The sequence below is a fragment of the Acidisphaera sp. L21 genome (assembly GCF_009765685.1).
Lineage (GTDB): Bacteria > Pseudomonadota > Alphaproteobacteria > Acetobacterales > Acetobacteraceae > LMUY01.
Genome location: NZ_LMUY01000069.1, coordinates 1 through 25439, shown reverse-complemented (window position 1 = coordinate 25439; position 25439 = coordinate 1). Strand labels below are relative to the sequence as shown.

The 25439-nt window shown below is 59.6% G+C and carries 27 protein-coding genes and 2 pseudogenes; 11 read left to right on the top strand and 18 right to left on the bottom strand.

Going from position 1 to position 25439, the window contains the following annotated elements:
- Positions 1 to 819: 819 nt before the first annotated feature.
- From GSQ76_RS31105 to GSQ76_RS12645, 5 genes are all read right to left on the bottom strand, one after another.
- Positions 820 to 1071, bottom strand: coding sequence for a hypothetical protein (locus GSQ76_RS31105; protein WP_216851035.1), 252 nt, complete (start codon positions 1069 to 1071; stop codon positions 820 to 822).
- Between the two features lie 207 nt (positions 1072 to 1278).
- Complete coding sequence (locus GSQ76_RS31100) at positions 1279 to 1509, bottom strand: hypothetical protein (protein WP_216851034.1); 231 nt, start codon at positions 1507 to 1509, stop codon at positions 1279 to 1281.
- Positions 1510 to 1546: 37 nt separating this feature from the next.
- Entirely contained in the window at positions 1547 to 2173 is a 627-nt protein-coding gene (locus GSQ76_RS12655) for an NADPH-dependent FMN reductase (RefSeq protein WP_158744275.1), read from the bottom strand.
- Entirely contained in the window at positions 2170 to 2895 is a 726-nt protein-coding gene (locus tag GSQ76_RS31095; protein ID WP_158744274.1) for an NAD(P)-binding domain-containing protein, read from the bottom strand. The genes GSQ76_RS12655 and GSQ76_RS31095 overlap by 4 nt, the downstream gene beginning before the upstream one ends.
- 73 nt (positions 2896 to 2968) lie before the next feature.
- Complete coding sequence (locus tag GSQ76_RS12645) at positions 2969 to 3703, bottom strand: SDR family NAD(P)-dependent oxidoreductase (RefSeq protein WP_158744273.1); 735 nt, start codon at positions 3701 to 3703, stop codon at positions 2969 to 2971.
- A gap of 259 nt (positions 3704 to 3962) precedes the next feature.
- Here GSQ76_RS12645 and GSQ76_RS12640 point away from each other — a divergent pair, with 259 nt between their 5' ends.
- Together GSQ76_RS12640 and GSQ76_RS32645 are read left to right on the top strand one after the other, a co-directional pair.
- A complete protein-coding gene (locus GSQ76_RS12640) occupies positions 3963 to 4859 on the top strand; it encodes a LysR family transcriptional regulator (RefSeq protein ID WP_158744272.1) in 897 nt (298 codons plus the stop codon).
- A gap of 30 nt (positions 4860 to 4889) precedes the next feature.
- Positions 4890 to 5015: pseudogene (locus tag GSQ76_RS32645) on the top strand (DUF4158 domain-containing protein); the annotation flags it as partial.
- A gap of 61 nt (positions 5016 to 5076) precedes the next feature.
- On the opposite strand, the gene GSQ76_RS12630 reads toward GSQ76_RS32645, so the two are convergent.
- A complete protein-coding gene (locus tag GSQ76_RS12630; protein WP_158744271.1) occupies positions 5077 to 5652 on the bottom strand; it encodes a TetR/AcrR family transcriptional regulator in 576 nt (191 codons plus the stop codon).
- Between the two features lie 149 nt (positions 5653 to 5801).
- On the opposite strand from GSQ76_RS12630, the gene GSQ76_RS12625 reads away from it, so the two are divergent.
- The 4 genes from GSQ76_RS12625 (at position 5802) to GSQ76_RS12610 (ending at position 9150) form a co-directional block, all read left to right on the top strand.
- Positions 5802 to 6377 carry an NADPH-dependent F420 reductase gene (locus GSQ76_RS12625; protein WP_158744270.1) on the top strand — a complete coding sequence of 192 codons (576 nt, stop codon included), beginning with the start codon at positions 5802 to 5804 and terminating at the stop codon, positions 6375 to 6377.
- A gap of 36 nt (positions 6378 to 6413) precedes the next feature.
- Entirely contained in the window at positions 6414 to 7355 is a 942-nt protein-coding gene (locus GSQ76_RS12620; protein WP_158744269.1) for an SDR family oxidoreductase, read from the top strand.
- Between the two features lie 91 nt (positions 7356 to 7446).
- Positions 7447 to 8067, top strand: a complete 621-nt coding sequence (locus GSQ76_RS12615) for an NADPH-dependent F420 reductase (RefSeq protein ID WP_158744268.1) — start codon at positions 7447 to 7449, stop codon at positions 8065 to 8067.
- A 459-nt stretch (positions 8068 to 8526) separates the two neighbouring features.
- Positions 8527 to 9150 (top strand): alpha/beta hydrolase, encoded by a 624-nt coding sequence (locus GSQ76_RS12610; protein WP_158744267.1) that lies wholly within the window; start codon positions 8527 to 8529, stop codon positions 9148 to 9150.
- A gap of 173 nt (positions 9151 to 9323) precedes the next feature.
- Here the strand turns inward: GSQ76_RS12610 and GSQ76_RS31800 are convergent.
- Positions 9324 to 9521 (bottom strand): annotated as a pseudogene (locus tag GSQ76_RS31800) (IS21 family transposase); the annotation flags it as partial.
- A 154-nt stretch (positions 9522 to 9675) separates the two neighbouring features.
- Between GSQ76_RS31800 and GSQ76_RS12605 the strand changes: the two are divergent.
- Positions 9676 to 10092 carry a nuclear transport factor 2 family protein gene (locus GSQ76_RS12605; RefSeq protein ID WP_158744266.1) on the top strand — a complete coding sequence of 139 codons (417 nt, stop codon included), beginning with the start codon at positions 9676 to 9678 and terminating at the stop codon, positions 10090 to 10092.
- Between the two features lie 46 nt (positions 10093 to 10138).
- Here GSQ76_RS12605 and GSQ76_RS12600 read toward each other — a convergent pair whose 3' ends face one another.
- Positions 10139 to 11008 carry a helix-turn-helix transcriptional regulator gene (locus tag GSQ76_RS12600; protein WP_158744276.1) on the bottom strand — a complete coding sequence of 290 codons (870 nt, stop codon included), beginning with the start codon at positions 11006 to 11008 and terminating at the stop codon, positions 10139 to 10141.
- 160 nt (positions 11009 to 11168) lie between these two features.
- On the opposite strand from GSQ76_RS12600, the gene GSQ76_RS12595 reads away from it, so the two are divergent.
- Entirely contained in the window at positions 11169 to 12077 is a 909-nt protein-coding gene (locus GSQ76_RS12595; RefSeq protein WP_158744265.1) for a ketopantoate reductase family protein, read from the top strand.
- A gap of 320 nt (positions 12078 to 12397) precedes the next feature.
- Here the strand turns inward: GSQ76_RS12595 and GSQ76_RS12590 are convergent, their stop codons facing one another.
- The 5 genes from GSQ76_RS12590 to GSQ76_RS12570 form a co-directional block, all read right to left on the bottom strand.
- Positions 12398 to 12748 carry an SDR family NAD(P)-dependent oxidoreductase gene (locus GSQ76_RS12590; protein ID WP_256366980.1) on the bottom strand — a complete coding sequence of 117 codons (351 nt, stop codon included), beginning with the start codon at positions 12746 to 12748 and terminating at the stop codon, positions 12398 to 12400.
- 60 nt (positions 12749 to 12808) lie between these two features.
- Positions 12809 to 14392 (bottom strand): IS66 family transposase, encoded by a 1584-nt coding sequence (gene tnpC / locus GSQ76_RS12585; protein WP_158744263.1) that lies wholly within the window; start codon positions 14390 to 14392, stop codon positions 12809 to 12811.
- A 61-nt stretch (positions 14393 to 14453) separates the two neighbouring features.
- Positions 14454 to 14807 (bottom strand): IS66 family insertion sequence element accessory protein TnpB, encoded by a 354-nt coding sequence (gene tnpB / locus GSQ76_RS12580; RefSeq protein ID WP_158744262.1) that lies wholly within the window; start codon positions 14805 to 14807, stop codon positions 14454 to 14456.
- Positions 14804 to 15340 carry a transposase gene (locus GSQ76_RS12575; protein WP_158744261.1) on the bottom strand — a complete coding sequence of 179 codons (537 nt, stop codon included), beginning with the start codon at positions 15338 to 15340 and terminating at the stop codon, positions 14804 to 14806. The genes tnpB and GSQ76_RS12575 overlap by 4 nt, the downstream gene beginning before the upstream one ends.
- A gap of 43 nt (positions 15341 to 15383) precedes the next feature.
- On the bottom strand, positions 15384 to 15578 hold the full coding sequence (locus GSQ76_RS12570; RefSeq protein ID WP_158744260.1) for an SDR family NAD(P)-dependent oxidoreductase: 195 nt from the start codon (positions 15576 to 15578) through the stop codon (positions 15384 to 15386).
- 2593 nt (positions 15579 to 18171) lie between these two features.
- Between GSQ76_RS12570 and GSQ76_RS12565 the strand changes: the two genes are divergently transcribed.
- On the top strand, positions 18172 to 18684 hold the full coding sequence (locus GSQ76_RS12565) for a hypothetical protein (RefSeq protein WP_158744259.1): 513 nt from the start codon (positions 18172 to 18174) through the stop codon (positions 18682 to 18684).
- A complete protein-coding gene (locus tag GSQ76_RS12560; protein WP_158744258.1) occupies positions 18681 to 19151 on the top strand; it encodes a DUF421 domain-containing protein in 471 nt (156 codons plus the stop codon). The genes GSQ76_RS12565 and GSQ76_RS12560 overlap by 4 nt, the downstream gene beginning before the upstream one ends.
- Positions 19152 to 19232: 81 nt before the next feature.
- Here GSQ76_RS12560 and GSQ76_RS12555 read toward each other — a convergent pair whose 3' ends face one another.
- On the bottom strand, positions 19233 to 19373 hold the full coding sequence (locus tag GSQ76_RS12555; protein WP_158744257.1) for a DUF2934 domain-containing protein: 141 nt from the start codon (positions 19371 to 19373) through the stop codon (positions 19233 to 19235).
- 632 nt (positions 19374 to 20005) lie between these two features.
- The gene (locus tag GSQ76_RS12550) at positions 20006 to 20470 is read right to left on the bottom strand and encodes a DUF892 family protein (RefSeq protein WP_158744256.1); all 465 of its coding nucleotides are present in this window, start codon (positions 20468 to 20470) and stop codon (positions 20006 to 20008) included.
- 370 nt (positions 20471 to 20840) lie between these two features.
- Here GSQ76_RS12550 and GSQ76_RS12545 point away from each other — a divergent pair, with 370 nt between their 5' ends.
- The gene (locus tag GSQ76_RS12545; protein ID WP_216851031.1) at positions 20841 to 22721 is read left to right on the top strand and encodes an APC family permease; all 1881 of its coding nucleotides are present in this window, start codon (positions 20841 to 20843) and stop codon (positions 22719 to 22721) included.
- Positions 22722 to 22804: 83 nt separating this feature from the next.
- On the opposite strand, the gene GSQ76_RS12540 is transcribed toward GSQ76_RS12545, so the two are convergent.
- The 3 genes from GSQ76_RS12540 to GSQ76_RS12530 form a co-directional block, all read right to left on the bottom strand.
- Entirely contained in the window at positions 22805 to 23911 is a 1107-nt protein-coding gene (locus tag GSQ76_RS12540; RefSeq protein WP_158744254.1) for a YihY/virulence factor BrkB family protein, read from the bottom strand.
- A 154-nt stretch (positions 23912 to 24065) separates the two neighbouring features.
- Entirely contained in the window at positions 24066 to 24248 is a 183-nt protein-coding gene (locus GSQ76_RS12535; RefSeq protein WP_158744253.1) for a hypothetical protein, read from the bottom strand.
- 89 nt (positions 24249 to 24337) lie between these two features.
- Positions 24338 to 25439 (bottom strand): zinc-dependent alcohol dehydrogenase (locus tag GSQ76_RS12530; RefSeq protein WP_158744252.1); only part of this gene is annotated, 1102 nt, incomplete at its 5' end.

Here is a 25439-nt window from a genome sequence, read left to right as displayed (position 1 = left end):
TCGTCACCGAATGGCCAAACTATCGCGCGAAGAAGCTCTTGCGGCGGCCTTGCGCAAGTATAGACAGGAAGCTGATAGACACGGCCCCTACCGGGGATACTTGGCGGAAGCTTATGAGTTGATCAGAGGTCTGGAAGAGAGCGGCTATACGATCATACCGCTCAACCCGCCAACTTGATCAGCGATCAATAAACTGAATATCACTCTTTAACTGGATCGCCATGCTCGGGTCCGCTTTCGGGTACGCCTGCGCCGCGCTCTATAACCGGTATTGGTCGGAACCAGCCTTTGCGGGTAGCGGATGTGGGCTAGTCGCGTCTTCAGCCAACCTGTCAAAACCTCCGTGTCGAAGTACTAGGTGCGGTGGGCCGAAGTTCGACGCCTTCCATACATTGTGAGGCGAACCGACAGCTCCCAAAAGCAGCCATTCACAGACCGGAGACGCCGTTTGATGTTAGTGGTTCTCAAGACCGAGAAGTCTTGCGGCCAGCCAGCCCTTTAGGTAGTGCTTTGCCGAGGCCACCCAGCGCGTCCAAACTCTCCATTGCCAGGAGAATGTGTCGTTGCGTCTCGCCCATTCTGATGGCTACCACGAGCGGGATGAAAGCCGGTAGATCCTCAACAAGCACATACGTCAAGCTACGCTTCGGCATCTCGGCAACATAAGCTGGAAGCAAAGCGCGCGGTCGCCCGGCTGGACGCAGTAGGCCGCCGCTTCCGACAACTTGAGTTCGTTCGCCAATCTGAGGCCGTTTTCTGAATCTGACAGCCGTTGGTGCCCAAGCGATCACATTTCTTCATGATCCCACGGGTGACCCGTCAGGGCTTCACGAAGCGGTAGGCGAACCGATCGGTCTGGCCCTTGATTGTGGGGTCGAACACCTTAAACGAATGCAGATCGTCCTTGTTCGCGAGTATGGTGCTTTGCGAATCCAGCACGAAGCCAGCCGTCTCAACCTCCTCGCGAACGGACACTGGGTCGATTCGATGCAGCGACGGGGTGTCGCTTGTGCTCGCTCCGGCGGCGGCGGCGTGGTCACGATAACGTAGGATCCACCAGGCTTCAGCCATTTGTAAGCGGCTCGATTAAAAGTCGGCCGCAGTCGCACCCTTGGCTCCGATCAACTTGGTGTGGAGATCGTGGTAAAACAGGTGCAACCACAGGACATCCGCTGATTGCGTGACCTCCGGCATCGCGATGAGGTCCGCCGAGACGGCTTCGACGTTTTCTCGGCCCGGCTCTCGAGAGTGTCTGCATGCGGCCTAGCTGATCTTCCATTAAAGCGGCGATTTCGTCGGCGCGAAGCTGTAGACCCGCCCTTCGGGTCCCACGACGTCGGAAAAGAGGCGCGTCCAATCGCCGTCGCCTGGATAAACATCGATCACGGTGGAGCCCGCTTCTACGCGTGCGAACCGGGTCAACTCGGACAGCTTGGATTGGTCGTACATCGAGATCTCCTTTACGGTTGGGCATTCGACCAGCGTGCGGCTTATGAAGGGGAGATGCATGGCTGATCCCCCGACCCGATGGCCGCAGATGTCGGCGCTACGCCGCCAGTTCGTTCGGGCCGCGCCGCAATGAAGCCTCAGCGGCTTTCGCCGCCATCGTCGCGTGGACCCACCAGACGAGTTCATCCAAAGCCGACTTGGCCTTGCCTTGCAGGTGTGCCTCGATGTCCTCGATTGGCTTGTTTGCACCCATCGGCGAGGTCGACATGAAATCGGCGCCGCCGATGTTGATGGTGTTTGCGGTCGAAACCATTTGCAGGGCAGCCGTTATTTGGCGTAGATGCTCAATCGCCCGCGCCGCTCCGGCCCCGCCGTAACCAATGGCAGTGAACGGCTTACGTATCCACTCCTTATAGGCTTGGTCTAGCGCATTTTTCAGCACACCTGTGATCGAGCTGTTGTATTCGGCCACCACGAACACGAAGCCGTCATAATGGGCGAGCGTTTTCTGCCAGCGCAGTGCCTCGGCGTTCTCGCTAGGCGTTGATATAGGCGGGCCCTTCTCATCGAAGAACGGCATCGGATGGTCGCGAAGGTCGAGAAGTTCCGCCTCGATGTCCTTGCGGGCCTGGGTCTGTTTCAGCATCCAGCCAGCGGCCTTGTCGGCGTACCGACCGGGCCGAGTCGAGCCAATCACAATGGCGATGCGGGGTTTTGTGGTCATGATAATCTCATGTCCTTTTGCTCAATTTGCTGCAGCATTACGGAAGGCAAGTTGTAGCAATGAAAGGAGATAATCTTCCCACCCTCAAGGTGATAAATATCGCAAACCGGGGCATCTATTGACTTCCCCGTTGGAGCCAGAGTTCCAGAAGCAAGAGCCAGCTCACCTTTATGCGTTCCCCGAATTGCGATTTCGACAATGACGACGTTCTCCGCAACGTAAATGCTGAGTAACTCACGGTGGACGTCGGGAAATGCACTTGCTAAAGCGGCAATAGAGTCACCAATAGCCTTCCCACGGAACTTCGTGCCGGAAGCCATATCCAACATGTATCCGTCGTCAGAGAACATGGAGACAAATTCGTCTGTATCTAATCCTTGCCCCTCTGCGTAGGTGTAGAGTTTTCTAATGAACTTTTCATGGTGTTCCTCGGGGGGAACGCCGTAGGCGTTGGTCACGTCGATGATGGTCTTCCCCTGCCAGGTGGGGAGCGCCTTCGCGACATCCGGGTGCGCATCGAAACGGACGGCCAAAAAGACGATGTCCGCCTTGACGGCTTCGGCCAGTGTTTTGGGAGTAATCATGGGTCCGATCGCGGCCGCGGCGGATGCAAAGCTTTCCGGGTCGCGCGTGGTCGCCACAGACACGTCGATGCCCTTGCGGGCAAACGCCTTGGCCAGGGCCTGGCCAATCTTGCCGAAGCCGATAATGGCGTGGCTCATATGTATTTTCCTTGAGTATACCCCGCCCGCTCGGGCTCCAAACGCCGGATGGAGCCCGACCGGGCGTAGCGCGTCAGAGTTGAGCTAGGCCGCCGTCGACGGCGACCTCGCTGGCGGTCATGAAGCTGCTGTCCGACGACGCAAGGAAGGCGGCCACGGCTCCGATCTCTGCCGGATCGGCCATGCGCTGGAGTGGCGTCATCGCGCCGTAGGCCTTCTGGCCCTCCTCGCCCAGCGCCGCCTTCGCGAGTTCGGTCGCCGTCGCTCCGGGCGACAGCACGTTTACCCGGATGCCGGTGCCCTTCAGGTCCTCCGCCCAGGTCCGCGCGAGGTTGCGCACGGCAGCCTTGCTCGCGCTGTAAGCGGTGAATGCCGGGGCGCCCGTGGTGCCGGCGCTCGATCCGGTCAAGATGATCGAACCACCCTTGCCCATCAGCGGCAGCGCCTTCTGGACCGTGAATATCGTTCCCTTCACGTTGATGTCGAAGGTTTCGTCAATGTGCTCGGCGGTGATCTCACCAAGCTTAAGCTGGCTTCCAACCCCGGCATTGGCGAAGACGATGTCGAGAGTTCCGCGCTCGCCCTTCACCGCCGCGTAGAGCCGGTCGAGGTCGGCCTCATCTGACACCGAGCCCTTCACCGCGCGGGCATTGGGCCCGAGGGCGGCCACAGCGGCGTCGAGCGCTTCCTGACGGCGGCCGAAGATGAAGACGAAGGCACCCTCCTCGATGAAGCGTATTGCTGCAGCGAGGCCGATGCCGGTAGCGCCACCAGTTATGACTGCAACCTTACCCTCAAGCTTGCCCATGATTTTTCCTTTGGTTGTTCGGGGAGGACCCGAGAACCTCAACATGGGTCCGCTGGAGTCAGACACTGAGTGCGGAGGCGCGCACATCGGTGGTGCAAAATTGATCCGGACCGATGATTACGCCAGCCGCTACTTCAGCCAGAAAGCCCAAAACTGTAGTTACCGCTACCTTCGGAATATACTCACACGGTCGTCTACTGCTACACGGTTCGCTGGATACGGGCTTTGAACGGCGCACCGTGCGGTGCCTCATTGCACCATGATCGACTGGGATGACGTTCGCTACTTTCTTGCCGTCGCGCGCGGAGGCTCTGTGCGAGCCGCCGCCGGGCACCTTGAGGTGAACCATTCGACCGTGCTGCGACGCATCGGTCAGCTCGAGGAACGCCTCGGAGCGCACATGTTCGAAAAGCTGCCTTCAGGCTACCGCCTGACGGAAGCGGGCAAGGAAGTCCTCGAGCTCGCAAACCAGATGGAAGCGTCGTCGCACCAATTGGAAACGCGTGTCTTCGGTCGCGACCAGAGCGTGCGCGGGCTTCTGCGGGTGACGCTGACACCGCCCTTAGCGACACACCTGCTCATGCCGGACTTCGCCGATTTCACGCTTCTGCATCCAGACATCGAGATGGAAATCATGTCGACCGGCGAGCTGGCAAATCTGACCAACCGAGAGGCCGACGTCGCGATCCGCGTCGTCTACGACCGCAAAACCCTGCCGCTCAACCTTCACGGCCTGAAGGGACCGGAGGTGTTCGGCGGCGTCTACATGTCCTACGATCGGCTAGCCGCATGGCGTGCGAGAGCGCCTGATCCCATCCGCTGGATCGTCATAAGCATTCATGGCATTCCGGAGTGGGCCGGCGAGGGTGAGGTTCGCATCACGGGGGCTCCATTTAGGACCACGGATGTCGAGGCGCAAATCGCCGCTGTAAGGCAGGGTCTCGGTATGACGACACTGCCGTGCTTCATTGGCGATGCCGATCCCCTACTGGTGAGAGTGCCGGGCACCGATTTGCACATGTACGGTGCGGTTTGGCTTCTCACACAGGGGGAGACACGCAGGACGAAGCGCGTTCAGCTCTTCACCGAGTTCGTATCTCGAAGGCTCGCCGCATACGCGCTGCTTTTCGCGGGCCTGTCCCAGTCGCGCGGCTAACGTACAGGAGGTCCGCTCAGCGATGGCTCCCACCTCGGCGATGCCGATCGCGAGCTGGCCGGTACCAAGCGTTGGGATCACATGCGGCTCGGGTTCGCCGTCCAGCTCGGGACCGATCGTTTCCTCGGAGCGTTCCTGGACGAGCCTGCCGCTGTCCTGGCGGTTCGCGAGCCATTTTGGCCCAGTAGCTTGGCATCCCCGATGCGGGTTGCCTTGATCAATACGCCACGGTGGGGTGGTTGCTCGACGGGTTGGTCAGGATGGCACTCGTGATGATGTGAACGAGATGGTCGGCCCGCGGCGCGAAGGAAGGTAGGTCGACGAGCCAGCCGAGCGCCGACATTAGGCCGAAAAGATCGTCTCCATTCATATCAGCACGCGCCGCTCTTTCGGCCTGAGCACGGAGCAGTAGTCGCGCGCTCGCTGAATGAATCGCTGCGCACGAAGCATAAAGAGCGGAGTTCGTGTCCGTGTGGGCGGCCGCCATTAGGCTGACCACGCCCTGATGGGTTTGGGCGAACGCCACCCAGGCGCGAAACCAGGATACGAGCGCTTCGCCAGGTGCATTCGACGTTTCGAGTTTGTCCGCCTTCTGCGTCAAGGCGTCCAAGTTCGTGCACAGCAACGCCTCAAACAGGGCTTCTCGCGTCGGAAAATGACGGAGCAGCGTCGCCAGCCCGACATCAGCCCGGCGAGCGATATCGCGCATGGACGCATCGATACCGTGCTCGGCGACGACCTCGCGCGCGACGTCAAGGATGTGGCTGTAATTCTTTCTGGCGTCGGCTCGCATGGGTCACCTTGATAACCGGATCACTGAACCGCATATACGGATCAGTGGTCCAGATTCCATAACTTAGGTCTGGCTCAGCGGTCCACAAGATCCAGCGACCGTAGCAGTCACAAGTTATGGGCCGCGCCCAACGCACGAGGAGACTGCACATGAGCACTATCACTATCATCGGCTCAGGTAGCATGGCCGCTGCCAAGGCGCGGGCGCTGGCCAAGCAGCTCGGAGCCGGCGCGACGGCAGGGACGTTCGGCGCAGCCCCGGCCGGAGACATTGTTATCTTGGCGGTTCCCTACTCCGCCGTTCTCGACGTGGTAAAGCATTACGGCGAAGCGCTGGCTGGCAAGCTTCTCGTCGACATCAGCAATCCCGTCGCCCCCGACCGTACTAGCTTCGTGACTCCTGAGGACAGTTCAGGCGCGGAGGAGATCGCCAAGGCCGTCCCCGCCGATGCCAAAGTCGTCAAAACGTTCAACACCCAGTTCTCCCACGTCCTGGCTGCCGGTCCGGTCGAAGGCCACCCGTTGGACGTGTTCCTCGCCGGAGACGACGCACAGGCGAAGGCACGCGTCTCAGCGTTCGTCGAGAGCCTCGGACTGCGCCCAATGGATATCGGGCTGCTGCCAGTGGCACGGACGTTGGAGCACGTCTGCCTGCTGTCGCTGGGCCTCATGACCTACTCCATCAAGCACACCGACTTCGCGGTCGGCGTCAGCCTTCTCGGCTGAGCTTTCCGCGGACTCACATCACCCAAGGATAATAGCATGCACGTTTTTGTCACTGGTGGGACCGGCCATTCTGGTCCGTACATCATCTCCGATCTCATCGCCGCTGGCCACGAGGTCACGGCTCTGGCCCGGTCGGACGCGGCCGCGGCGGCGGTGTCCGCGCTCGGCGCGAAGGTGCGTCACGGCAGCCTTGAGGATCTTGAGGGGCTCAAGGAAGGGGCCGCGGCCTCGGACGGCGTCATCCACGTCGCACACAGGCAGGATCTTATTCCAACCGGTGGGATCAACGCCGTGGCGGCCGCGGAGCTGCAGATCATGCTCGCCTATGGCGACGCCCTGGCGGGAAGCGGAAAGCCGCTTGTCGCGTCGGGAAGCGTTGGCTCGCCCGGATGGGAAGGTCTGGGCCGGCCAGCCACCGAGGAAGATCCGCCCCTTCCCGGCGGCGATGCGTACAAAGGAACCCTGCGGGTCCGCAATATCGTGGAGACTACGGTGCTTGGCCTCGCCGGAAAGGGCGTGCGGTCTTCGATCGTGCGGATTCCTGAGATCATGCACAGCGCGACCGATAAGGCCGGCTTCCTTCCGCTGCTAATCGGGCTGGCGAAGGAAAAGGGTATCGTTGGTTATCCCGGAGACGGTGCGAACCGGTGGGGGGCCGTGCACGCCCGTGACCTGGCCGCCGTGTTTCGCCTGGCGCTGGAGAAAAGCCCTGCTGGCAGGAACTGGCATGCGGTTGCCGACGAGGCTATTCCGTACCGTCAGATCGCCGAGGCGATTGGCAGCCGTCTCAACCTACCGGTCGTACCCATCCCTGCGGACGTGCTGATGCTGCCGGGATATTTTGGGTTCCTTGCGAATCTGGTCACGCTGGACACCCCAGTTTCGAACGCCATCACGCGCAAGATCCTCGGCTGGGAACCCACTCAGCCCGGCCTGATCAAGGACCTAGACAACGGCCACTACTTTCCTGCCGCCTGATGAGCTGACGGCAGGCAGCCGGGTCGCAACGGGCCCGGCGAACCGCGATGTCGCGATGAGAGCGATACCCCAATTCACCAGGAGACTTCACATGAGCACTATCAGCATCATCGGCTCGGGAGGCATGGCGACAGCGGTCGCCAGCCGTATCGCCAAGGCTGGACACACGGTCGAGGTGGTCAGCCGCGATCCCGCCAAGGCGAAGGCACTCGCCAACAAGCTTGCAGCCGGAGCGACCACCGGAACATACGGCGCCACGCCGACGGGCGACATCGTCATCCTCGCCGTGCCTTACAGCAGCGCTGCGGCGGTGGTGGCCGAGTTCGGGGATGCACTCGACGGCAAGGTGATCATCGACATCACCAACCCGGTCTCTCCCGACGCCACGGGCCTCGTCACCCCAGCCGGCAGTTCTGGTGTTCAGGAGATCGCTAAGGGCGCCTCCGCAGGCGCGCGTTTCGTGAAGGCGTTCAACACCATCTTCGGCCACGTCCTTGCCAAGGGTGGGCGCCTCGACGCGTTCATCGCGGCCGACGATGAGGAGGCCAAGGCGAGGGTCTCTACGTTCCTCGAAAGTCTCGAGCTGCGTCCGCTCGATGTCGGCGGCTTAAACATGGCACAAACGCTCGAGGCGCTCGGCCTAATGATGATTGGCCTGGCCAAGAACGGCGCCGGCTCCTGGGACATCGCTATGAAGGTCGATATCGGCTGAATCAGCGAGACCACGTCCTGGGAACCCGGCGCCACTCGGCCGCTGTGTCCCTGATGGTGCTGGATCAAGCCAGGGCGATGCGAATTGGAGAGCTGCATCCGCAAGACCCAGAGCTGATCACGCCCAAGTTGGTGCGACCGGTTGAACGCCATTCTGAAAGCCATATGGACGGACGACTTCGACGTCTCGGACGCGGCCGTCGTCGCGACTCTCCTGGACGAGCACGGTATGAACGCGGCGTCGCTCTTGGACGCGGCGGCGGGCGAGCGCGTAGGGAGGCCTATGCGGAGAACACGGACCGCGCCGCGAGAACAGTGTGTTCAGTTCGCGCCTTTACCTGTTCAACGGTCAGGTCTTCTTGGGTTAGGACCGTTTAGAGATGTTGGAGGGAACGGTCGTGCAACGGCTGCGGCGCGACGGCTTGGCGCTCGGTAGAGCACCACAATGGGAGACGGTGGCATGGACGACACAAGGAATGGACGCTTGCGGGTCGTAATTCTCCACGGCGCTTATGGCCGCCCGGACTCGAACTGGTTCCCTTGGTTGGCCGAGCGCGTTCGGGCGGCAGGACATGAGGCGCTCCTGCCTCGCTTCCCCACCCCGCAAGGCCAATCGCTCGAGGCGTGGCTGGACGCGTACGATCGGCAGGTGGACGACGCCGCATCGCGCTCGCGCACGGTCCTTGTCGCCCATAGCCTCGGCGTGGCATTCGCACTACGCCTCGCTGGCCGCACCGGAACCGCAGATCCGTATCGTGGCGCGTTCCTTGCCGCCGGCTTTTGGGGCGCCCTCGATCTGCCGGACTACGATCCGATCAACGCTCCGTTCTTCGCGCCGCTCGACTGGCAGGCGGTGCGTGCGGGATGCGGAGCGGACGTCGCCTGCTATGCTGCGGACGACGACCCCTACGTTCCCCTGCAGTTCAGCCGCGAGATCGCGGAGCGTCTCGGGGCGCCGCTGCAGATTATCCATGGGGGCAGGCACCTCAACGCCGAAACCGGCATGACGACGTTCCCCGAGCTGGCTGTCGATCTTGACGCCCTGCTCGTGCCGCTAGCCGTCGCCGGTCCTGGTGTCCGGTGAGGCTCTACGTTTTGCCGGGCGCTTGCTCGCTGGCGAGCCACCTCGCGCTTGAAGCGGCGGTGGATGCCCCGGGAAGCGAGCAGGCTGGACCGCGATCCGGCTCCCTAAGTTGTTGACGTGCCGGCGAATCGTTACTCGATTCGTCTTCGCTGCCTGGCCTCGTGACGATGCCAATCAAGTGCCTCGGTCCAGGCACCAAGCTTGGGTCGCGGCTGCACTGCACGCTCATACGAAAAAGCGGTCTCTTTCGAGCGAAGCACCCGCCGCACAGTGTTATGGGCAAGCTCGAACTCCCGAGCGATCTGCTTGATCGACTTACCGTCAACAAAGTGCGCCCGCCTGATCCGGGCGATCGTATCCACAACCAGCATCTCCCCCAACCACCCATCTGCATGGGCGGCATCATCACAGATCGAATGGGGTCAGTTTTGAACGCCGATCACCCCGCTAAGAGGGTGAATTTTCCACGCTGTTCTACACTGCTCGCCTCTGCAAACTGCTTGGCCGGCTGTTAGAAGACAGACGATGATCCAGCCTAATGAGTCGCCAGATCGCATCCGCGAATTGCTCAGCCGCAACCTTCAGAAGGTCTTCGGGGAAGGCGACGCAGGCCGTCGCCGCGCCACCATCGACGAATTCGGGGCCGCGGACGCGCCGCCGGGCATGGTCGGTGGACGCGGCGCGATCGACCAATTCGCCGGTGACCTTCGGGCAACCGCAACCCATCCTCACTATGCCTATACCCCCAGCGGCGACCCACAGGTGCTGCACAATGCGGGTCGGCTTGCATGGGGCTCGGGCCCACGCGGTGAAGCCCCCGACTACACGGGATGGGACGTGATCATCGTGCGGGATGGCAGGATCGCTGCCCTCTATGTCTTCCTGGATGAGAGCTCGGCAGAGTTCCGCAGGCGAGCAGCTTGGCCGCCGTCTGAACGGTAACCGGCCGCTATCTCATCCTCTGTTCTGAAGCCGGACTTCCGCGATCCTACGATGCTGGCGGTGTGGATTTGCCCACCAACGGTGCGCGCTCTCCGACCCCAGACACCTCGACCAGCGAACGAAGCTGGTTCGAAGCGGCCGCTGTCGTCACGACGTACACCACCATGCTTAGATCGGAGCGGCCATCCACCGCGAACACCGAGTAATCGAAGGATAGCGCGCCGAGCAATGGGTGCTGTATGTGTTTGGCACCCTCGCCAAAACTGCGGATTTCATTGTCATGCCACATTATGTCGAACTCCGGACTGCAGCGACAAAGTTCGGCGACCAAGGGTGCAACATCCGAGGCCGCGCCGGCCCGCGCCGCGTCGACTTTGAAGGCGCTTACCACGAACCGTGCCGAATCTACCCAGTTGGATTGCATGGCGCGTGCCCGAGGATCGAGAAACACAAGACGGAGCAGGTTGCGTTGCTGAGCCGGCACCTGGGCGAAGTCGGTCAGCATAAACGTTGCCGCGCGGTTCCAAGCCACTAGGTCCCAAGTTGCCGTTCTGATGAAGGCAGGATCCGGGTCGATCGTATTAAGCACGCGCTGCAGCCGTGGTGCGACGCCGGTGGTCTTCTGGTAACGCACTTCGGGAAGCCGGCCGAGGCCAAGCAGGAAAAGATGCTCACGCTCTACATCTGTGAGCATCAGGGCCCGTGAGATGCGGTCGAGCACGTCCGAAGACGGTGCACCACCCCGCCCCTGCTCAAGGCAGGTGTACCAGGTTGAACTGATACTCGCACGCTGCGCCACTTCCTCGCGACGTAGCCCTGGGGTACGACGGCGCTCCGGCGCAAAGCCAAGTGCACCCGGATCAAGCTTCGCGCGGCGAAGCCGCAAAAAGGCTCCAAGCTGATTACTGTCCACGATGGTCCCGAACGATCCTATCAGTCATTATACTACTATGATCTACATACTTTACTATCATAGCAGTTGCCCCTCATGGTGTCTGCATTGAACATGGCGAACCAGATAGATCTGATTGTTCGGGTTCAGCGCCGTTCGACGAAACAAGTAGGATCAGGATGTTATGCCTAAGCCGCAAACTCACACCGCACCTCTTAGCATCGCCGTACTCGGGGTGGGCAAGATCGGCAGCACTTTCGCATTTCAATTGGCAAAGACCGGCCGCCACGATGTCACGGTCGTCGCGCGGCCTGACTCCGATCGGCTCCGGCAGCTGCAAAACGACCGCGGCATCGTCGACGTGGAAGGCGATCGGGCCAGTGTCAGCGTCGCCGAGACGCTGGACGAGACGATCCCATACGACCTAGTCATCGTCACCCTGCTCGCGCATCAGGTCGATGCCGTGCTTCCGACATTGCAGCGAAGCGCGGCGCGCTGGGTCCAATTCATGTTCGTGACCTTCGATCCCGATCGGCTGCAGCAGATGGTCGGCGCGGAACGCTGCTCCTTCGGCATGCCGTTCGTGCAAGCCACACTGAGCAGCGAGGGCAAGCTGAAGGCGACCATCGGAGCGGCCGGTCAGAAAACGATCATGAGTGAACAGCGTTGGGTGGAGCTGTTCAAGTCCGCGGGGATGCCGGCTGCCTTCGAACCCGACATGCCGCTCTGGCTGCGGTGCCATGTGCCGATGTGCGTGGCGTTCGAGAGCGTCTCGGTGGCCGGAGAACGGCGCCAGGGCGGCGCGACCTGGCGGGAGGCACGCGCCCTCGCGCACGGCGTGCACGAGAGCTACGCGCTGATCCAAGGCCTCGGCTACAGCGTGTATCCGCGGTCGAAGAGGCGGATCAACGGCTGCCCAAGCTGGGTCATCGCGCTCATGCTTTGGAGCATGTCGCGCATTCGGTCATTCCGTGAATTACTCGCCACCGGACGGGCTGAATGTCGGGCCTTAGTCGATGTCATGGTCGCCATCGCGCCGCAGGCACAACCAGCTATCGAGATATCCAAAATCCAGGCGATGAAGCCGTCTTGACGCAGTGTTCCAGCGGGGTCCTTGACCATGATTGCACGCGTCGCCGATCAGCCAACCAGCTTGATACAACCAGCGGCGTCGACCGCTTCGGATGGAGTTGAAGCTCCACGTCGAGTGGAACGCTTCCGAAACGTGAGCGGCAGCAGATGTCTGCTTTTCGCGCTCGCTTGCTCCATAGCCGCCAGTCCGCTTCCGGCCACATCTTGCCTTCTGAACGTCTGGTTTGAGTCTCCTCTCTGCTCTCAAGGTACACCAAAACAGGATACGCGAGAGCTGATCAAGGTTAAGGGACGATTGATAGCTGGTATAATTCTGACCACTCACGCCAGGATGCCGCCGTCGACAACCATAGCTTGTCCGAGCATGAAGCTCGCGGCTGAGCTACACAGCCACAGAACGGCTGCCGCTATCTCATCCGGTTCGCCAATGCGTCCAATGGGCTCAGCAGCTACGAAAGCCCTGACGATGTCAGGATTATTGTTCTTGGTAACCTTCACAGCCATCGGGGTGTTGCCAATGATCCCAGGGCACACCGCATTGATACGGATGCCGTGAGCCGCGTAGTCGAGCGCTGCGGCTCGGGTCAGGCCGACAATCCCGAACTTGCTGGCTGAGTAGGCAGCGCGTCCTTTCGAGCCACGCATGCCGCCGATGGACGAGCAATTGACGATGGTACGTAAGCGTCGGCCACTGGCCGCGGTATTAGCCGTTCAGCGGCGAGCAGCAATGGGTTATGGTTTCCAGGCCCATGGCAGCAACTCATCGACCCGTTGGATGGGATGTTCGGCGATGCGGCTCAGGACGTCGGTCAGATATGCTTGCGGATTGACGCCGTTCATCTTGGCGGTTTCCATGATGGTGTACATGCAGGCGGCGCGCTGGCCTCCGGCATCGGATCCACAGAATAGATAGTTCTTCCTGCCGAGAACCGGGGGCTTCATGGCTCGCTCGGCCGCATTGTTGGTCATCTCGAGCCGACCGTCACTGACGTATCGTGTCAGCGCCGTCCACCGGGACGACGTGTAGCGGATCGCCTCGGCAAGGGTGCTCTTGCCGCTGATCCGGGTGATCTGGCTGTCGAGATACGATTTCAATCGATCTAGCCTCGGCTGAGCGTTTTCCAGCCGCGTGTTGGCGCGTAGGTTGGGAGGGCGGCCCCGGATATGGCCTTCAATGGCGAACAAGGCTGCGATTTGTTCCATGACCTCAAGCGCGATCGGCGACGCCGTTTTATGATGCACGTCGAAGAAGTAGCGCCGGGCATGGCTCCAGCACGCGACTTCGACCAGAGGGGCATCACCGGCTGGCGTCGTCGGTTTGTAGAACTTGGTGAATCCCTTGTAGCCATCGGCATGCAGGAACCCACGATAGGGTCCCAGGAGCGCTGGCACATGGATGCCCTTGCGGTCCGCCGAGTAGCGGTAGAATGCCGCTGGCGGCACATTGGATCCCCACGGCCGCTCGTCCCGTACGGCGACCCAGAGGCGACCGGTCTTGGTCTTCCCCAGGCCGGGCGAGAGCACTGGCACCGTTGTGTCATCGGCATGCAGAGCCACACCCGCGCGGACGTGGCGCCCGATGGCTTCGGCCAGAGGGGCGAGGAGGAACATGGCCTGGCCGACCCAGTCGGCCAGCGTCGATCGGTCGAGTTCCACCCCTTCACGCAGATGGATTGTCGTTTGTCGGTGCAGCGGGATGTGGTCGCAGTATTTCGACACCACCACGTGAGTGATCAGCCCAGGGCCCGGGCGGCCGCGCTCGATCGGCAGCGGCGGCATTGGCGCCTGGATAATCGTCTCGCAAGATCGGCAGCTCAGCTTGGGCCGCAGATGCTGGATCACCTTGAAGCTGGACGGGACAAATTCCAGCACGTCGCGGTCGTTCTGGCCGATCCGGCTGAATGTCGTGCCCCCGCAGCCGGGGCAGACACGTCCTGGGTCATGGGTAATGACCTCACGCGGCAGGTGGGCGGGGAGAGGCTTGCGCACGGGATGTTTGCGCTCTACGCCGCCACGGCCGGGATTGGCAGGCTTGTCCCGAGCCTCACTCTCGCCTGCATCCTCTTCGAGTTCGCCAATGAGGAGTTCGAGCTGATCGATCTCGTGATCGAGTTTCTCCGAAGACCGGCCAAAACGCGCCCGCTGAAGCTTGGCGAGCTGCATCCTCAACTTTTCGATGTGGAGCGTCTTGGCGTATATCTCGGCAGCGTTGGCTGCGATCTCGCGATCCTTGTGCGCCAATTCCGCCTGCAGGCTCTCAGCGAAAACCCGCAGCGCATCCAGATCGGTCGGGAGAGGTTCGCTCACCAGGGACATGGTGCAATTCTATCGGAACCGATCCCTGCAGTACAGCATTTTCCGCCGCAAATACGTCCCGCTAAACAGCCACCGGCCTGCGCGGCAACTCCGGCGCCACGGTCCGCCGCCAGTCAATAGCCTCGATCAGAAGAGCCATCTGCGCGGGCGTCAGCAGCATGCCGCCGTCGACGATCGGCGGCCAAACGAACTTGCCGTGCTCCAGGCGTTTGGCAAAAAGGCACAGCCCGGTGCCGTCGTAATAGAGGATCTTCAGATAATCCGCTCTTTTGCTGCGGAAGATAAAAACATGACCCGAGAACGGATCAGCCGCCAGCACCGGTCCCACCTGAGCTGCCAGGCCGTCAAAGCCGTAGCGCATGCTGACTGGGCGACACGCCAGATAGACTTTGGTGGCCGCTGCGACCTGGATCATGATGTCGCCCTCAGCACGCTCCATACGCGCCGGAACGCCTGCTCATCGACGGCGGCATCCACACGCAGCCGGGTTCCGTCCGCCATGTGGATGTCGATCATGCCGGGTTGGTCATACGCTTCGTGCCGCGACACATTCGACGGTGGCGCAGCGATATCTGCGGCCGACGGGGTCTCCCCCTCAGGGCGCCCTAAGACGCCAATGGGGATAAACGCGACCGGCGGATTGACGGCCATCGTTTTGCCCGCGGCCGCCCGCTGTGCAAGCTTGGACGGCCTCGGGGATTGAGTCTTGTCCTCCAACTTGGCCATCCGGCGCCACCGGTAGATCAGGCTGACATGGATGCCGTGTTGGAGGGCCAAATCCGGCACTCGGATCCCCGGCACCAGAGAGGCCTCGATCATGCGAGCCCGAAAAGCCGGGCTATAGGCGGGTCGCCGATCCGTGACGATCTCGATCCGGGAAGGAAAAGCTGCGTCAGAGGCTGCCACTGTGGCAGCCTCTGCGACCGCCACGATCTCGATGTTTTTCATACAGTGAAAAATGCCCAAACGGGTCAGCCAGGCAAGGCGGCCATCAGCCTACGCTTACGATGGTACCGCTGCCTTGGGCTTCCATCATGCGAAGCTCGCCTTTCATGCAGTTCCAGACGCCGCCGAGATTCACATTCACCACGTTGTCGAACTCGTCCTCCGATTCGAGCATCGGCGCGCCCATGCAGTTGATGCCTGCATTGTTGAAGGCGGCATCCAGCCGTATGGTGCGTAGCATTGCTACTTCTCGTGACGATTTCTTGGCTCAAGCTTCGTCCGTGAACCCTGGTCACGCGTCGGTACAAGCACATGACCTCCTGATGCCCCCGCGGGTCAATGGCGCGATGACGATCAATTTGGCAGAAAGCCCAATGCGTAGAAGCCAACCGGTATATCGTGCCTCAAACACCGTGCTTTTTCGGCGAACCAAGCATTGGCGATCTAAACGGCTTTATGGAGGCACCTCGCCGACAGCGCTCTTGGTGTTCGCTGACAAATGGTGCTCTAAGATAAATCTCGCCATAATCCGATACCGCAGGCGCGAGCAATTACGCGAGATCTCTGATATTATGCCCGGGATGCGAGGGGATACTCAAGCTCACGGGATAAACCTAGAATATGAGGCTCGGAAACCCTTTTGGCGATCTTAGTGGCTCAACAGGAGGGCTTGCCAAGCCCTCCCTCTGTCACCTTCAAATTGGCGGTTACGCGTGACCGCCGCGCACAAACATCGCGACCGTTGCCCACACCCGGCTATCGACAGCCTGCACAACCTCAGCGACGGCCTTTCTCGGTAGCAGAGTTTCTATTGTCACTAGGGTTAATCACCGGCAGCGGGAGGCGAGGTACGGTCTAGATCCGCCTGGATCTCTGCAGAGATGAAGTCAACAAAAGCTCGAGCGGCGAGCGGAGTTGACCTTCCTTATCGGAAAATAAGCATGAACGGGAAGCTCTGCAGTGTGCCACTCGGGCAATACCCTTCTTCGTTAATAACAGACGCAACGCCGTGCATGCTTGAACCGATTTCACTAGCGGCTCATGATACGGCGCTGTGACTCGAAGTCAGTGGCGCCTAGTCTGACAGCCGTGGGGTTCATGACGTGGGCAACCCCGGGCGAAATGGCTACGATTGGACAAGGCGGCCAAGGCTCTCGCGACGGACGAGTTCTGGCGGGCCAGAAATGTTGGCCACAACGGCATCAAGCTCCGTGTAGCTCTGCATAGTATTAGCTGGTCTTGTAACGGACGTGCGAGTTATCACTCGGATTGACCTCCTTCGCTCTAGGCACCCACCTCAGGGTCTAATGCGGTCTATTCCCGATAGGAAAGCAGAGCTTCAATCCCCGCCTCGGTGAGCCGCACACGCCACGGTCCATCGCCATCCTCCGGCATTGTGTCTTCTTCGATGAGGATGGTGTCGTCATCCAACATACCACTCAAAGCTGGGGCATATGGTTCGACGGGTATTATCCAGCCGCCTTGAATCGGGAGAGACAGGAGGGCTTGCAGCACTTCAGGGCTTAGCAACCGCACGGCTTAACTCTTGAAAAGGTCAGGTTGATTGACGCATGGATTTTCCAGAAGTTCCCAATGAAGTAAAGCAATACAGTTGCATGTTCAATTGCGTTACTGGAGGATGAGTTCACAGGTGGCTCAATGAACCGTTGACCGTGCAATACTTGGGTCGAGACATCCCACCTTCTATCAGAAAGGTCTTCATGTGGAATCCTCCAGTCTGGACATAAACGTGGAAGACCAGTGGGAGGAGATCGGAACCGCGACACGACGGCGTGATGCATGCCGCGCTACCATTAGGCACATATCCGCAGCGCTGCAGCATCACTTCACTCGTAAGCTCCGGCCTGTTGTAGGGGCGGCTGGCGATGCATACGTTCAGGTCATTGAATCTAACTGCCGCACGGCCGATCCGGTGGTAGAGGGCACCAGCAACGGCTTATCAGACCGCTACCCTGTCGCAGGGTGCGGCCTTTTCTGATTACGCGTCCATTGCACCGGCATAGTCTGCCAGATGGTCGCGAATCGCCTCGAAGGCCGGTGTAGGGTTCGGATAGCTCGACACACGCTGTCGACATAGCAGCCGCAAGGGTTGACGGAGAGACAGTCACCGAGCTTCTGTTCACATCAGGTTCAACAAGTGCGCCTAAAGCGGTCATCAATACACAGAGAATGTTGTGTTCGAATCAAGCCATGCTGGCGCTGCGATTCAAGTTCCTCGCCGAGGAGCCGCCGGTGCTATTGGACTGGCTGCCTTGGAGCCAACCTTCGGTGGCAATCATAACTTCAACCTAGTGCTGTTCAATGGCGGCACGATGTTTATCGACAAGGGCGCCCTACGTCGGACGGATTTGGCTTGACGATCGAAGCGCTACACGAGATCTCACCCATCTTGCATTTCACAGTGCCACTGGCTTGGCAAGCTTTGGTGTCGCATCTACGCCAGGACCCTGTTCTCAACAAAAAGGTTTTCTGTAGCTTCGGTCGGCTGTTTGATTTGATTGACAGTCAGTCATAAGTTCTCATCACCACATCCTCCTAAAGCAACATGGTTTGAACCGCTTTGCATCCCCTCAGTAACATGACTTTTTTGGGGGGCAAATGACCATTTCTACAGGTGTGGGGGCCGACCGGATGATCTCGTTCCTAGCGGCCCATAGTGCACCAGATCTCCAAGTGCTCGAGCGAAGGGCTACCCCGTTCTAATGTCTTCGCCGGGCGCTCCCGGCACTCGCCTGGCTACCGTCCCAGCGTTATATCGGCCAACGTGCTCGGCCCCCGACGCAACTCGGCCTGACGCTCAATGTTCACCCCTCATGCAAGGTGCGGACCGCGTCAACGAAGAGCTAGAGGTCGGGTTTGACCAACGTTTCGAGCGTCTTTGGCGCCGGGCCGAGCAGATCGGCCGGTGGATTATGGTGCTGTTCGTGGCTGCTGGAATTGCTGGACTTCTGGGTCGTGGACCCTACAGCCATGAAACCGCCAAATCCGACGGTGCTGGTCTGACTGTAGACTTTGAGCCAGTAACACGATCCCAAGCAGGCACGCAGGTGACGTTCAACTTTGATAATGCTTCGGTATCTTCAACAATCGATATTTTCGTCGGCTCCAACATCGTCGAGCCCATGGGACTTCAAAGAGTTGAACCACAGCCACTACAAACTCGGCTTGTGGACGGCGGCATGGTGATGACCATCCCCGTTTCCCCGGGGACACGCGATGCCAAGCTGAGGCTCATGCTGCAGCCAATGTCATTGGGCCCGAATGAGTTGATCGCGCAGAGAGAGGGCTATGCAGCTCAACGTTGGACCCAGTTTGTGCTACCATGAGCGTCATCATTCGAGCTGCAATCGCGTATTTGATACTTCTGTTGGCGGTGAGGCTGATCGGGCGTCGCATGGCAAGCATGATGGCGCCATTTGATATCGTGGTTCTATTTCTCTTCGGTGGGGCCTTGATGTCGGCGGTGTTGGCGGATGATCATTCTATGGTGGCAGCAGTCAGCGCAATTCTCTCGATTGGCCTGATGCATGTCTCCATATCGGCCTTGAAGCAGAGGCTCGCCTGGTTTGGCCGTATCGTGGACGGCACCCCCATCATCGTGTACGAAAAAGGTGAGTGGCATCAGGATCGGATGCGCACCCTGCGTATGCTCGAAAGCGATGTCATGGCTGCTGTTCGCCAGAAAGGGCTAATGCGGCTTGAACAGGTACGTTATGCCGTTATCGAGCGTGATGGCAAAGTGTCGATTATTCCCGAGAGTGAGACTAGAGCAGCCACGATGCCCGGTTACTGAGTTGCCGGGCATGCAGACAGCAGGTATGGCTGTCAAACGCGACCATGCGCCATCATCAACAGGGCCTACCGCTAAAGTCATTCAGCCGGGTCTTGCACCGCCCATCTCGGCTTGGATTTCGCTCAACGCTTGCGCCCAGTGCTCTTCGTGATTGCCATGAGTCGAGCCGGCTTTTTCCCAAAGCTCATAGGCACGCTGGCGCACCGCATCTTCGGTGGGCAAGGTCGGCGCCGAGTGGACACCATGCGTCGGATCGGTTTGGGATGGAGGATCGCTAGCGGGGAACGTATCGTCGAGGGCGTCGTCGAGGTCAGCTTGCTCGGCTTGCTTGGACTTATTTTTTTATTGACGATCATATCAAATCTCCTGACGAAACATAATCCTATTGGTCCCTCAAAGCAACAATGTGAGCGCAGTTCCCCGGTAGTCTCAGGCCGTTCTGGCCTGTAGACCTTCAGCGTCCTTAGTTCATGATATTGACCGTGCCGTGCGGGCGCCGTAGCCGACAGGGTCCTTTTCAGAGGAACTTCTAGCACAACCGATGGTTCACTTTAGGCGACAATCGAGAGGCCATATGATGGACAATGATAGAACTGCTTTGAATGAAGACGCACAGCCTGCGAAGAAGCCGTCTGATGACATTGGCGTGATGAAGAAGGTCGACACAAGGGTTCAGGAGGATGCTGCCAAGGAGAGAGAGGAAACTGGGGGTTATCAGTAGGAGTGCTGAGCTGCCTGCAGGTAAGTCAAGTCAGCCTTTAGAATTGTAGCCAGGTCTGGGGCTCATCTTCATCAGTGCGCTATAGCTCGTGCCGTGTTCGTGGGGCGCGTCTACAGGACGCGCCCCACGCCCGCTAAACGCCAGCCGTGTTGCCCGCTTGTGTAAGATCCATAAACCGTGTCGTTGTAGGAACAATCTGGGTCCCGATAAAGTCCGCCATCGTCTGTTCCTCCGACAGAGATTGCTTGAGCACCGGAAACGATTCCGTATCACCAATCTTCACGGCCATAGCGATAAGGCTGGTATATGCCGCAATCTCCTGGTGCTCGAATGCGAAGTTGGCAAAGGTGTTCTTCAGGATCTCGTCAGGAGCAGGCGCGTGTAGCACGGCCGCCACATCGCCCATCGCTGCGGTCACGACGTTCTTCAGACTAGAAGAGTCAGTTCTGTGCCGAGCCAGGATATCCTCGAGGCGTTTGGCCTGCTGTTGCGACTCAGTGTGGTGCTGACGCAGGCGGGCCTCCATTTCCGGGTAGTTTTCCAGGCGCTCGACTTGCCGCGCGGTCATCTCAATCGCCGTCATTTCGAGAGCATGCATATTCCGCAGACCGGTGGTGGTAGATCTCGTGCAGCCTGTCTCCGTTGGCGTCGCCGTCCATCGTACTATACCCCTGTAAGTGTTCGGCCATCTACGCGCTGATGCGACAGGGGTTGTCGGCGATACCGTGTGCGCACTGAATCGTGCGCTTAATTCCAATAGATGGTGAAAGAGGAGGAACTATTCCTCTATCATTCGATAGGTCCGGCGCTGACTGAGCATCTTGGGATGAGAGGGGTTGGCCAAGTCTTATCAAATCGTATCCGCCCAGGGATCTTGGATACGCAATCCCCCGCCTCATCAGTTTGAACACATGACACCGGCAGTGCGTTGCCCTACGGGACAAGCGGCGAGACCTGTGCAAATGAAATTGGCCACTCTTTTCTTCGGTCGCCGGTTGTCCAATCGTGAACAGGGCACGCGCAAACTTGGCTGGTTCGAGGCCGTGCCTGCCATGGGCCTCGACGGACTTGGTTCGGCGTCATATGGCCCGGAAGCGGCGCTCACCATCCTCATGCCGCTCGGCGCAGCGAGCCTAGCCTGGATTGGTTGGGTGATGGCCCCGATCGTGGTGTTGCTCGCCATTCTCTACTTGTCTTATCGGCAAACGATCGTAGCCTATCCCAGCAATGGCGGCGCCTACACGGTCGCGCGGGAAAATCTCGGCCGCAACGCCAGCTTGCTCGCCGCCGCGTCCCTGATGGTGGACTACATCCTGAACGTGGCCGTCGGCATCTCGGCAGGGGTTGGCGCGCTGAGCTCCTCAATCCCCGCCCTGCAGCCCTGGACCCTCACCCTCTGCCTGGTTGTGCTGGCCCTGGTGACTATGGCGAATTTGCGCGGAACGCCCGAGGCCGGCTGGCTGTTCGCGCTGCCGACCTACGTGTTCGTGGTGAGCTTCCTTGGCCTGCTCGTCGCGGGACTATGGGCCATCGTCGTCACCGGCGGCCACCCGCACCCGGTAGTTGCGGCGCCACATCTGGGCGACGCTTCCGGTGCCATCGGCGTATGGTTGTTTATGCGGGCGTTTGCTAGCGGCTGTACCGCGATGACGGGGGTCGAGGCCGTCTCGAACGGTGTCAGCGCGTTCAAGGAACCGGTGATCGGGCAGGCCCGCAAGACGCTTGCCGTGATCTGCCTCGTATTGGGCTTGCTGCTGGGGGGGATCGCGATCGTGGCGCATTTCTACGCGGTGGGTGCGATGGACCAGACCAAGCCCGACTATCAAAGCGTGCTGTCGCAGTTGACCGCCGCGATTGCCGGGCGTGGCGTGGTGTACTACGTCGCCATGGCCAGCTTGCTCGCCGTCCTCAGCCTCTCGGCTAATACCAGCTTCGTTGATTTTCCTCGCATGTGCCGCATCGTGGCGCAGGATGGCTACCTGCCCCGCGCCTTCGCCGTTGCCGACCGGCGCCTGGTTTTCTCGGTGGGGATCTTCGTGCTGACTGTAGCGGCAGGCGGGCTACTGATCCTATTCGGCGGCATCACCGACCGCCTGATTCCACTATTTGCCATCGGCGCCTTCCTGACCTTCTCGATGAGCCAGATCGGCATGGTGGTCCATTGGCGCCGGCAAGGGCGCGGCCATGCAGGACGGTTGACGATCAACGCGCTGGGCGCCGGCACGACGGTGGTGGCGGTGCTCGTTATCCTCGCGGCCAAGTTCATCGACGGCGCCTGGATCACCGTGCTGGCGATCCCAACCATCATCGTCGCGCTGTATCTGATCCACCTCTACTACGACAAACTCGACGCCAGCCTTCAATGCTCCGCCCCATTCACGATTGAGGAGGCTGACCCGCCAACGATCCTTGTTGCGGTCGAGGGCCGCAACCGCATGACCGATCAGGCCCTGCAGTTTGCGATGACTCTTTCGCCTGATGTGATCGCCATCCACCTGCTTCGCGTCTCTGGCCCTGACACAGATGACGATGGCAAGAGACTGAAAGAGCAATGGCAGACGGACATCGTCGCCCCTCTTGAAACCAGAGGAACTAAAGCGCCGCGCCTCATGTTGTTGCCGGCACCTTACCGGGAGATGCATGAGCCACTGCTGAAGTTCATCGCTAGATTAGACGAGGAGACGCCGGGCCGGTCTGTCGCCGTTATGATCCCGGAAGCAGTGAAGCGACGCTGGTGGGAGTATGTCCTGCACACCAACCGCGGTGCACGCCTTCATAGAATGCTTCTGAAGCATGGGAACGCGCGGGTAAAGGTTGTGATTGCACCGTGGCGGCCGGACCAGGTTTAGCCACTCGTCATGATCTTCTAATCAGCTTTGCACCTGCTAAAAGATTAACAACTGCTCTACTCAGCGTTACAGAAGCCACGGGCTCAGGTCTTGATATCAGCCTTAAAAGCACCTCGTTCGCCACGGGGCTTCTCAGGTCCGATCGTTGAGTCGCGCTCTGTCTCCTGCTCCAGTTCAGCATTGAGCTCGGCACCCATAAGAACCACTATGCTGGAGATCCAGATCCAAGTCATAAAGCCGATGGCCGCTCCAAGCGTTCCATAGGTCTTGTTGTAACTACCGAAGTTGGCAACGTAGTACGAGAAGCCTAGGGAGGCTACGAGCCAAAGCAGCGCCGCGCTTGCACCACCCCAGCTCACCCACTGCCAGCGCGCCTTGGTACGGCTTGGCCCGTAGCGATAAATCAGGGCCAGCGCACCAGTTATAACTACAAGCATGAACGGCCAACGAAGTACCCTCAGCAAGCTGTCCGTCACGCTACTCAGACCTACGAAATTAAGAAAGATCGGAAGTGCGACAACGGCGAGCAAAGCAACAATGACAAAGGCAATCGCCCCGAGAGTGAAGCTGAGCGCCGTGAGAGTGAAAACCACAAAGCTGCGTTTTTCATGTTCATGGTAGACGACGTTCAAGGCACCGAATAACGACTTCATGCCAGCATTGGCGCTCCACAACGAGGTGGCCAACCCGATTATCGCTCCCCATCCCAGGGTCTTGCTTCCGCCGGACGTGAGGGCAGTCACCTGGTCTTTTACGATTTCGATGCCGCCAGCTGGTACGATACCGTTCAAGCTCTGGATCTGATCTGCTATGCTCGACGGGTCAGCGACCAGCCCATAAATTGAGATGAAGCTTGCCACAGATGGAAAAAGGGCAAGCAGTGTATAAAATGTCACGCCCGCGGCTTCGGTCATGATCCGGTCGTCGGAAAGTCCAGCTGCCGCCCGTTTGAGGACGTGCCACCAACCTTTCGCCGGGATCTCGCTCGGACCTGATGCGCTGGCTCCAGCTGACTTTTCTGCCAATTCTTTCCCGATTATCTCTTTTTTTTCGGGGGATGATTGGGCTTCTTCTTTTAAATTTATAGCGGACGCATGTGCACGAGAGGTGGATGCCCGAGGCTTTGTACAAAGCCATCCCAGTAACGCGACAGTGCCGATAAACACTACGGTTCGATCGACTGTTTTCAATTTGGCTCCCCGTCGCGGCGAGACGTAGCCGTCCCGTCGCCGTATGGAGACACAGTCAATCTGCCTGGTGGCAGCAACCATCTGCTCTGTCTATTCTGGACGGCGACGTGTAGCTCCATCACCGGTGCACCAGAAACGTCTGTTTGGAACTCGCCTACTGGCTCTTACTGTTTGAAGCATCTTCATCAAGATCACGTAGAACTTCTCCCGGCGCGCTGGGGTCGAGCTTTTTTGCCTGCTCGATTAGCCGATCGGCTGCCTTCTCGTCACCTGCAACTATCTTTTCAAGCGCTGCATCTGTCAGGTCGAGCGCTTTGCTGTGCTTATCTTCTGGCATGAATATCTCCTTCACTATGTGACTAGACGTCTATGTCGGGGATCGGTTTTGTCTGATCGCCTTCCGTGACGTGTATTGTGCCGGCATTTTTATCCATGCGGCTTGAACACGACCTTTGTGCAGTTGTCGGCCTTGTCGCGAAAGGCCTCATAGAGGGCCGGCCCGTCCTCAAGAGAACTAGACCGATGGCTGATGATAAATGAAGGGTCGATTTCTCCCTTTTGGATCCGCTCCAGCAAGGGCTGTAGATAACGGATCATGTGCGTCTGACCCGTTTTCAACGTCAGACCTTTGTTCATCAGAACGCCTAATGCCACTGGCCCGACGGGTCCAGCAAACACGCCTGGCATCGATACAATGCCTCCTGGCCGGCAGGCTAGAATGGCTTGGTTCAGTGCGAACGGACGCTCCATGCTCACTGTAGCCGCCATTACGGCGGAACTGACTTTCTGCGCCAAGGTATCGGCGCCATGTGCTTCCATGCCAACTGCTTCAATGACCGCATCGGGTCCAAGACCATGGGTCATCTCCATGATGGTCTCCTGGACGTTTTGCTTGCCGAAATCGATGGTTTCAGCACCCGCCTGCCGGGCAAGAGCAAGCCGCTCCGGTACGGTGTCGATGGCGATAACGCGCTTGGCACCAAGAAGAAAGCACGACTTGACTGCCAAGACGCCGACGGGGCCGCAACCCCAAATCGCGATAGTGTCTTCGGGAGTGATGTCGCAATGCTCGGCGGCTTGGTATGCCGTCGGGAAGATGTCGCTGAGGAAGAGAACTTGCTCGTCCGTCAGACCATCTGGAACCTTGATCGGGCCGATATCCGAGTAGGGGACACGCAGGTACTCCGCTTGGCCCCCGGAGAAGCCGCCGGTTATGTGCGAGAAGCCGAATAGGCCGGCTAGCGGATAGCCGAACGTTTCGGCTTGCATCTTACCATTTGGATTTGTGCGCTCACAGCAACTCCAATTGCCCCACTTGCACTGCCGGCATTCCCCACAGCAGATCGTGAATGGCACAACGATGCGGTCGCCAACCTTCAGCTTCGAATTATCACGACCAACCTCAATGACCTCACCCATGGTCTCGTGCCCAAGGATGTCGCCATGCTCCATCGTCGGCATGAAGCCGCCCATCAGGTGCAGACCGGAACCACAGATGGCGCATGCCGTGACCTTGATGATCGCGTCT

Coding starts and splice junctions, on each gene's coding strand:
- GSQ76_RS31105 (WP_216851035.1), bottom strand. CDS start 1,071: ATGGCTGAAGCCTGGTGGATCCTACGTTATCGTGACCACGCCGCCGCC.
- GSQ76_RS31100 (WP_216851034.1), bottom strand. CDS start 1,509: ATGCATCTCCCCTTCATAAGCCGCACGCTGGTCGAATGCCCAACCGTA.
- GSQ76_RS12655 (WP_158744275.1), bottom strand. CDS start 2,173: ATGACCACAAAACCCCGCATCGCCATTGTGATTGGCTCGACTCGGCCC.
- GSQ76_RS31095 (WP_158744274.1), bottom strand. CDS start 2,895: ATGAGCCACGCCATTATCGGCTTCGGCAAGATTGGCCAGGCCCTGGCC.
- GSQ76_RS12645 (WP_158744273.1), bottom strand. CDS start 3,703: ATGGGCAAGCTTGAGGGTAAGGTTGCAGTCATAACTGGTGGCGCTACC.
- GSQ76_RS12640 (WP_158744272.1), top strand. CDS start 3,963: ATGATCGACTGGGATGACGTTCGCTACTTTCTTGCCGTCGCGCGCGGA.
- GSQ76_RS12630 (WP_158744271.1), bottom strand. CDS start 5,652: ATGCGAGCCGACGCCAGAAAGAATTACAGCCACATCCTTGACGTCGCG.
- GSQ76_RS12625 (WP_158744270.1), top strand. CDS start 5,802: ATGAGCACTATCACTATCATCGGCTCAGGTAGCATGGCCGCTGCCAAG.
- GSQ76_RS12620 (WP_158744269.1), top strand. CDS start 6,414: ATGCACGTTTTTGTCACTGGTGGGACCGGCCATTCTGGTCCGTACATC.
- GSQ76_RS12615 (WP_158744268.1), top strand. CDS start 7,447: ATGAGCACTATCAGCATCATCGGCTCGGGAGGCATGGCGACAGCGGTC.
- GSQ76_RS12610 (WP_158744267.1), top strand. CDS start 8,527: ATGGACGACACAAGGAATGGACGCTTGCGGGTCGTAATTCTCCACGGC.
- GSQ76_RS12605 (WP_158744266.1), top strand. CDS start 9,676: ATGATCCAGCCTAATGAGTCGCCAGATCGCATCCGCGAATTGCTCAGC.
- GSQ76_RS12595 (WP_158744265.1), top strand. CDS start 11,169: ATGCCTAAGCCGCAAACTCACACCGCACCTCTTAGCATCGCCGTACTC.
- tnpC (WP_158744263.1), bottom strand. CDS start 14,392: ATGTCCCTGGTGAGCGAACCTCTCCCGACCGATCTGGATGCGCTGCGG.
- tnpB (WP_158744262.1), bottom strand. CDS start 14,807: ATGATCCAGGTCGCAGCGGCCACCAAAGTCTATCTGGCGTGTCGCCCA.
- GSQ76_RS12575 (WP_158744261.1), bottom strand. CDS start 15,340: ATGAAAAACATCGAGATCGTGGCGGTCGCAGAGGCTGCCACAGTGGCA.
- GSQ76_RS12570 (WP_158744260.1), bottom strand. CDS start 15,578: ATGCTACGCACCATACGGCTGGATGCCGCCTTCAACAATGCAGGCATC.
- GSQ76_RS12565 (WP_158744259.1), top strand. CDS start 18,172: ATGCAAGGTGCGGACCGCGTCAACGAAGAGCTAGAGGTCGGGTTTGAC.
- GSQ76_RS12560 (WP_158744258.1), top strand. CDS start 18,681: ATGAGCGTCATCATTCGAGCTGCAATCGCGTATTTGATACTTCTGTTG.
- GSQ76_RS12550 (WP_158744256.1), bottom strand. CDS start 20,470: ATGCATGCTCTCGAAATGACGGCGATTGAGATGACCGCGCGGCAAGTC.
- GSQ76_RS12535 (WP_158744253.1), bottom strand. CDS start 24,248: ATGCCAGAAGATAAGCACAGCAAAGCGCTCGACCTGACAGATGCAGCG.